The 8,171-nt window shown below is 54.6% G+C and carries 6 protein-coding genes; all 6 read right to left on the reverse strand.

The window, feature by feature from the left end:
- Positions 1-819 (reverse strand): hypothetical protein (locus tag FBQ85_22615; GenBank protein ID MDL1877935.1); only part of this gene is annotated, 819 nt, incomplete at its 3' end.
- Between the two features lie 156 nt (positions 820-975).
- Positions 976-3,153 carry a T9SS type A sorting domain-containing protein gene (locus FBQ85_22620; GenBank protein ID MDL1877936.1) on the reverse strand — a complete coding sequence of 726 codons (2,178 nt, stop codon included), beginning with the start codon at positions 3,151-3,153 and terminating at the stop codon, positions 976-978.
- A gap of 27 nt (positions 3,154-3,180) precedes the next feature.
- Positions 3,181-3,426: a hypothetical protein gene (locus FBQ85_22625; protein MDL1877937.1), complete on the reverse strand. Its 246-nt coding sequence runs from the start codon at positions 3,424-3,426 to the stop codon at positions 3,181-3,183.
- A gap of 65 nt (positions 3,427-3,491) precedes the next feature.
- Entirely contained in the window at positions 3,492-3,671 is a 180-nt protein-coding gene (locus FBQ85_22630) for a hypothetical protein (GenBank protein ID MDL1877938.1), read from the reverse strand.
- Between the two features lie 98 nt (positions 3,672-3,769).
- Positions 3,770-5,356 carry a hypothetical protein gene (locus FBQ85_22635; GenBank protein ID MDL1877939.1) on the reverse strand — a complete coding sequence of 529 codons (1,587 nt, stop codon included), beginning with the start codon at positions 5,354-5,356 and terminating at the stop codon, positions 3,770-3,772.
- 63 nt (positions 5,357-5,419) lie between these two features.
- Positions 5,420-6,463: a PorV/PorQ family protein gene (locus FBQ85_22640; GenBank protein MDL1877940.1), complete on the reverse strand. Its 1,044-nt coding sequence runs from the start codon at positions 6,461-6,463 to the stop codon at positions 5,420-5,422.
- Positions 6,464-8,171: the final 1,708 nt, after the last annotated feature.

Genomic DNA, 8,171 nt, shown 5'->3' on the forward strand with positions numbered 1-8,171 from the left:
CTGCTGTTCGCGCGGGATGGTCAGGCGCGCAACGGCCAGGTCACTTTCAAGCTCAAATGCTTTCTCGCCAAGTTGCTGCCTTCCGGAAAAAGCGGCAATGCTCTGGCCGGTTAAGTTGGCGTGCGCAAAAAGTTGCAGCTCGGCGTCGCCGAGATTCCAAAATTTCAACTCCGAGAAAATTCGTTTGCTTTCCCGCTTACGCAGGAAGGCCAGAGCGTCGGTGTAAGCAAAGGTTCTATACCAAATTTCTTTAGCAGCCGTGACGCCGGTGATTTTAATACTCGCTGCCCGGCCGGCGCGCACCCAAGTTGCCGGCATGCGCAATGTCATATAACCAAAATAAGCGCGATTATGATTTTGATATACCGCGGTGAATGCCAGGCGAGCCCCGGATTCTCCTTCAACCTGCCAAGCCGGTTGCATCAGCGATGAAAAAACGAACTCATGCTTATCATTGAGCGTAAGCTGAAATTTTTCTTCACCCAAATTGCTGCCGATGCCACAAGCCCACACGAATGTTGCGTGTGTTCCGGCCCAGCGCGGAGGAAGCGCCGCCGTCTCCCAAACAATGGAGGCTTCGCTTCCCTGGGTGCGAGCAACAACAGCCGGAACCGGCGCACCCTCGCTGCGATGTGAGGGATAGGGCGCTGGCGTCCCCGAAAGCATCCGCGCATAGCCTTCGAACCAATTCGCCGAATCCTCCTGGGCGCGAAAATGCAAACGCGCCGTGGCCCGCATGTCGATTTGCGCGTGGGCTGACAAAGCGGCGCAACCGGCGGCGACGGCAATAAAAATCCGAACTTGTTTGAGGGCGTTCATTCCCGGGGTCATTCAGCAAAAAAATCAATTCGTACTTTAATACTCATACTCTTGCCCGTTTTCGAATATCTTCATAGACGAGCAAGAGCATGAACGCATGAAGGCCTAGTCGTCAAGTGCTACAACGTTGCGTCGCAGCAAACCTCATTCGGCAATTTATTTCATCAAAACCAGCTTGCGCACTTGCACGTTGCCGCCGGCTTCCAGACGATAGAGATAAACGCCGTTGGCCAGATGCGACGCTTCGAAAACGACGGTATGCGAGCCGGAAGCCTTCCATTCATTCACCAGCGTCGCGAGGGTTTGGCCAAGAATGTTTTGCACGTCCAATTTAACGTGCGCAGGCCGGTTCAATGCAAAACTGATTTTTGTGCTGGGATTGAACGGGTTCGGATAATTTTGATGCAGCGCAAAGCGCTCCGGAAGGCCGCTGCTATTTTCTTCGACTCCGGTAACCAGATCATTGTGATAGATCGTCATACCGTCGGCGCGTTCGGTAACGTAAGCATAGCCGCCCACCGCAACGACACCGCGCGCATCCGAAGGGCCGTCGTAATAACCAACTTCTTGCGGACTGGCAGGATTGCTGACATCGATCACACGCAGGCCGGCGCCTTCCGCCGCGACATAAGCGTAGTTGCCATCGACGGACGCGATGTAGCTATAGCCGCCGTGCGTAACACTGCCCACTTGCGCCGGCGCTGCGAGATTCGAAATATCATACACCAGCAACTTATCGCCGTCCGGGATGTAGGCATAATTTCCTGCGATGCCAAACCCTTCATTGCCCGTGGAAAAGCTCGCGGTTTCGCCGCCATGCACGGGATTGGCAGGATTGGTGACATCATAAAAACGAATTTTGCCATAATCGGTGATGGCGGCAACATTGCCAAAGGCCGCCACATTTTCACCATAAAGCGCGGGAACCGATTTCAACCAAACCGGGTTTGCCGGCGCCGTAATATCCAAAACTACCAGGCCGCTATCACTGGCGGCAACATAAACATAATTTCCACTGATGGCGACGCCTCGCGCGCGCGGCGTGGCGACATTTGTAACTTCCACAGGCTGGCTGGGATTGGAAACATCGATCACACGCACACCGGCGTCGCGATCGGCTACATATGCATGATTGTTGCCCACCACCACAGCGCGCGCATCGCCGGGCGTGTCAATCTCACCAAGCAGTGCCGGATTGTTGGGATTGGCAACATCGATGATGCGCAGGCCGGAAGTGCCATAGGCGACATACGCTTTATTATCCAAAACGAATGACGTATACGCTGTACCACTGGCGGAGGCCACAATATTAATCGCGCCGGATTCCGAGGGTGAAGCGGGGTTGGACACGTTAATGGCGCGCAGACCGGCAGTACGGTCCGCAACAAAAATATGCCCAGTTGGCGAACCGTTGATCGTAATTGCGCCAAAATAAACCGAGGCCGCGCGGCCGGGCGTGTCATGCAGCGCGACTTCAGCGGGCGCCGCGATGTTCGAAACGTCGATAATGCGCATGCCGGAATCGCCGTTGGCAATATAGCCGTAGTTGCCGTCAAACACGATGCGCGCCGTGCGGAAACCCGTATCCATTGTGGTCACAAACGCCGGGCTGGCGGGATTCGTGACGTTGACAACATCCAGGCCCAGATCAAAATCGCAAACATATAAATGCCCGGCGCGAACGTTGGCGTATTGATGATAACCCCGCGCGCGATATTGCCCGGCGACTGTGGGCACGGCAGGATTCGAAATATTCACGATATGGCTGCGCGAGCCGGCGGCGATGTAAGCATAGGGCGCGGAAATCACCACGCTTTCGCAATATTCCAGCGTATCAATGCCGGCAACAAACGCGGGACTCGCCGGGTTGCTGATGTTGTAAATCTGCAAGCCCAAACCGCCGGCTGCCACGTAGGCGTTGGTGCCGCTGGTTGCCAAACCTTCACAGGTGCTGCCGATGTTGACGGTCGAAACGACCGAGGGCGTGGTGGGGTTTTGAACGTTGATCAGCCACATTCTCGGGCCGCCCACGACCACCAGATGCTGCACGCTGTTGATGGAGGTGCGCACGATATCTTCGATGATGTTCGGCAACGTTACACTCGCAACTTTCAGCGGGTTGGCGGGATCAGAGAAACTTGCGATTTGCAATTTTTCGCCCACGGCATAATAAACCAACGAGCCGGCGGCAAACACCGCTTTGGATTCGCCCTCACCCTTGCCGAAATTGCCGGCGGCGGTAACATTTAAGGCATCTTGCGCAAATGTCCCTGAGGCGACCAGCGAAAAACAGCAAACGATTGCGCCGCGCGCCCATTGTTTCAAGCGCTTCATGTTCGACCTCCTTAAGCTTGATAAGGATCACAAAAAACTAGGTTGATTGTGTTGCTGCAAAAAATTCTGGATCTCGAGCAGATGCGGCGCGGAATTCATGGCGCCAATTTTTGTGACGGACAGCACTGCCCCTGCGGAGGCCAACAACTCCGCCTCTTGCAACAATCGCATCGGCAGCAAAAAAGCGCTGAACGATCCGCTAAAAACATCGTTCATCGACGATGATGAAGTCCGTGCCGGTAGGCTCGTGATGATCGCGTGTGACAAAATCACAATTAACTCCTCCTCTTGCAGGCGCTGGATGGCTTCATGCCAGAGTTCATCATTGCCTACGCATCTCACGAACCAAACCTGTGCGCCGGCGCGCGCGCCGCGACCACGGTTTGATTCGCGCCTTTGCCGCCGGCAGTCATCGAAAATTTTCCACCGACGATCGTCTCTTCCGATTGCGGAATGCGATTGGTTTTAATGGTCAGGTCTGTATCATAACTTCCGACGATGACGACTTTGTTGGGCATGATGGCGGTCAAGTTGAGTTGATCATCTGCAATTCGTTAGCTCTTTGCAAAGAGGCATGAATTCATCACGCGAATCGCAAGCTATCTTAATGGTAGTGTCAGCGGCTCTTGCTCAAAAACCATTCATACAACAGCGGGTTGCTATACGTTTTTGTCCAGGCATCGTGGCCGGTATTGGAATAAATCGTAAAAGTGATCTCGCCGCCACAGTTTCGAAATTGGTCGACCATGCGTTGTCCGGCGGACAGAGGCACAACCTCATCGCGGTCGCCATGAAAAGCCCAAACCGGAATTTCCGTCATGGCGCAAACCTCCCACCCTTCTTCACCGCGCGCTGCGATGGGTGCGGCTGCAGCAAACAAGTTGGGATGGCGAATGCCCATGTCCCATGTGCCGATGCCGCCCATGCTGTAGCCGGTAATATAAACCCGGCGGCGATCGACGGGATAACGCGCCAAAACTTCCTCAACCAACTTCCGGATGAGCAAATCGGTGCGATCATAATACCATTCGGTATTTGCCGGGCATTGCGGTGAAATGACAAAGAACGGAAAATCATTGTTGCCGTCGAGAATGCGCGGCAAGCCTCCTGCTTTCAAGCGGCGCAAATCACTACCGCGCTCGCCGATGCCGTGCAGCGAGATGATCACCGGGAATTTACCGTCCTGCACCGCGCGTTGGTTTTGGGCGCGAAACAAGAGATAATTCAACGAGCTTGGATTATAGACTTCCTCTTGCACGAGGGGCGGCGGAGGCGGCTCGGGTTCCGCCACAAAAACCAATGAGGCTGCGCTGCCGGGCGTGTCAAAACGGCTTAATTGCACCGGCGCTGCCGGATTGGAAAAATCAAAGATGCGAATGCCCTGGTCGCCGTTTGCGACGTAACCCAAATTTTCCGCAAACACAAGGCGCGATACTTGCGGCCCGGTTGCCGCTGAGGCGGTGAATTGCGGTGATGCCGGATTGGTGAGATCATAAATCTGCAAACCCAGATTATAATCGCACACATAAGCAAAACCCCGATGCAAGCCGGCATACTGATGATATCCGCCGGTTGCTGCGGCAATCTTGCTCAACCAAAGCGGTTGTCCCGGATTGGCAACATCAAGAACGTGAGAACGGTTACCGGCCGCCAAGCATGCCAGCGAATTTTCCAGCATAATGCTTTCGCAATAGGCCAGCGAATCAATAGCGGCCAGCAACACGGGATTAGAGAGATTCGCCAAATCAAAAATTTTATACCCAGCCTCGCCTGCGGCAAGGTGAACAATCGCGCCGTCAACCGCGACGCCCTCACATGTGCCGCCGACCTCGATCGTTCGCGCAAGTTGCGGATCGAACGGGTTATCGACATTGACAATGAACACGCGCGGCCCTCCGGCGGCAACCACGTGCGGTTGTCCGGACAATTCAATGCCGGATAGATCGTTAACACGTTCGGGCAATGTGAGTTGTGCAATCGTTTGCGGATTTTGGGGATCGCCAAAATTCGCAACGCGTAGTTGTGCGCCAACGCCAAAATAGACAATCGTGCCAGCGGCATATACTGCCTGCGCTTCTCCCTCGCCCTTGCCAAAATTGCCCAGCCGAGTAACATGCGCTGCTTGCGCACACAACTTTTGTGGTAAGAACAAAAACGAACTCACATAGATAGTCAGGCAGCAGAGCAAACGGCTAACGAACAAAGCGATCTCCTCTTCACCAAATGTGGAAAGGCGCCGATCCGCGAAATCCGGCAGAACGACTTCTTAAAACGCCAGGCCGAAGGAAAACATATGCACCTGCGACAACGCGCCAAAATCGGCAAAGGCATAATTCGCGCTGCCGGATAAATTCGAAACGGCATAGTTCACACCGGCGCCGAAGGTCAAGCCTTGCTCGTCATAATTGAAGCGATACCCCGCGCGCAGAGCAAGCTTCCGCTCAAAAAAATATTCGGCACCGAGATGAAACCGCTCCGGACCATCGTTGGGATGATCACCATCAAGCGCGACCGTGACCAAATGCGGACTTTCCTTTTCATTCAGGAAATCCATGGCCAGGCCTACGCGAAAATCGATCGGCATGCGAATATCATCCGGCTCGGCTTGATATTGTTCGCTCCAGCCGGTGAGATGCGAGTCCGGGCCAAAATTGCGCGCACTCATCGCCAGACGCAGGCTTTTGAAACCGGTGTAATAAACCGTGCCAAAATCGAGCGACCAATTCGTCATGCTCAATTCCGCAATTTTTTGCTGCAGCCAGCGCACGCTGCCCCCCATCGCGAGTTTATCGGTGATTTTGCGGCCGAAGCTCAAGCCCAAAGCCATGTCGCGCGCGGAAAAAAAGCTGCCGGTAACGAGGGCGTCGGTGCGATTCTCGCTGGGAATCAGACTGTTTATGGTTTCCGGAATATCGCCATAATCCAGCGTCACAAAACTGAGTGCAAAAACACCCAGGCCTTCGACATTGGCGGCAAACGCCGCGGATTGATGCGTGATATCCGCGATCCAGCGCACGGTGTTGAGTTGCAAATCATATTTCGTCACGCCCGCCAGCGCTGCCGGGTTGCCCAGCACGGCATTGGCATCACTGCGCGAAATCGCGGTGAACGCGCCGCCCATCGCGGCCTGGCTGGGATCCGGATTGATTTTCAAAAACTGCCAGCCCGACTGCCCGACGCGCTCGATGTCATTGGGAGGAATACCGACTTGTGCAAGCAGCGGAGAGGCAACATGAATTAAGCCGGAGGCCGCTAACAATAAGCAAAATCGTGTCGTCTTCTTCATGCGTGTTCTCCATCCATTCGCCATTCATTTACGAGTCAACATTCTTTTCCAATGATGAACGATCAATGATCAATGGCCAATGAATAATCGCCAAATTTGATTGAGTTAGAACTACAGCGCAATGCTCCTGCGCCAGGGCTTCTGTCTCTTCATTTCACAATCGCAAATTTTCCCACATACGATTGCCCCTCCTGGCCGGAGACCTGCGATTCGACATGATAAATATAAACTCCAGGCGCGACGCCCAGCATCCAGCGATTAAGTTGATAATCCAATTGCCGGATGCTGCCCCACGAAGTCGAGCCGCTGCCATCATCGTGTTTGATCTCTTGCACCAGATCTCCGGTGAGCGTATAAATTTTGATCACACATTTGGCGGGCAGGCCGATGAACTCCATGCGGAAGCGTTCGCCCTGGCCCAGCAAGCCGCTGTGCTGCCGAAACGGATTGGGCACGACATAGACATGGCGGGGAAAATCCGTATTCGGCGCGCGAAACGGATAAACCGGAAAGCGATTGTTGTTCACTTTGCCGCTTTCATATCCGTCGGTATCATAACTCGTCACGCAGTAATAATTGCCTACGCCAAAAGGCAGATTGCTGTCGACAAACTGCACGTTGCCAGCAACAATTTGCGCAGACTCTTTGGGAATCTCGGCAATCAGCGTCCAGGGGCCGATGGTGAAATACGAGGAACGATAGACGCGGTAGCCGGCGAAATCATTCACGCCTTTAAGCGGATCGCGATAGCTTTCGGGAATCGGTGGCCATGCGATTGCAACCTCTCCAGGCCCGGCCGTCAGCGTCAGGCTGTTCTCCCCATCGGTCGGCGTCATGGGGGGATGATAAGCAGGCAGATAGAAATTGCGATGCAGCTCGCGCGCCGCGCGCACATTGGCCAGCAAGGAATCGCGCGAGGCGGTTGCCAGCAGATCAATGTTCTCCACACCACCTTGCACGATTTTGGCGCGATCCATTTCGCCCATCACCTCGGCAAACACCAGCACAATCGAGGCAAACGGAGGCAACTCCAGCGGACCAACGCTCAACAAAAATTCCGGACGGCGCTCATATTTGGTTCCACCCTCTCCGCCGGCCGCGCGCGCCTCATCCCAGGAACGCCGCGGTTGCTGATGCGTCATCACTTCTTTGAAACGCGGCGCCTCATCCACTTCTTGAATGAACATGATGTCTTCGCGCGCGGCGCCTTCGGTCACGCCCTGACCGGTGTGTTCCAAAATATTCTGATAAACCCGCGCGCCGGAAGAATCCAGCACAACAGCGGCGAAATAGCCGGCGGCATCCAGCTCGGTTTCGCGCGTGCCCGGAGAGCGAATATCGCGCGAGTCGGAAATGTCGCCGCGCTGCGGGCCGACGCCGAACGTCCATTGCACCGGTGTTTCATCTTGAAAGTTGAAGCTCTGATGATCATAAAAATAGAAGAGCTGATGCGCTGCATCCCAGCCGTATTTCTCGTCGCCGCGCGTGCCCGAGCGTTGCGTCACACGAACGCCGTAGCGCATGCCGAAATGCAAATCGCTGATCGTGGCAAACTCAGTGTTCGTAATCGTGACCTGATGAATGATGAAATCATCGTACTTGGGATAGCTCCACACCATGCTGCGCCGCGAAATGTCCACTTCCAAGCCGTTAACGTGATGGCCGCCGGTGACAATTTCTTCGCCCCAGGTGTTGAGATCAGCCAGGTTGTAGTTTTTTGTTAAGGTCGCTT

This window comes from Cytophagia bacterium CHB2, assembly GCA_030263535.1.
Taxonomy (GTDB): Bacteria; Zhuqueibacterota; Zhuqueibacteria; order Zhuqueibacterales; family Zhuqueibacteraceae; genus Coneutiohabitans.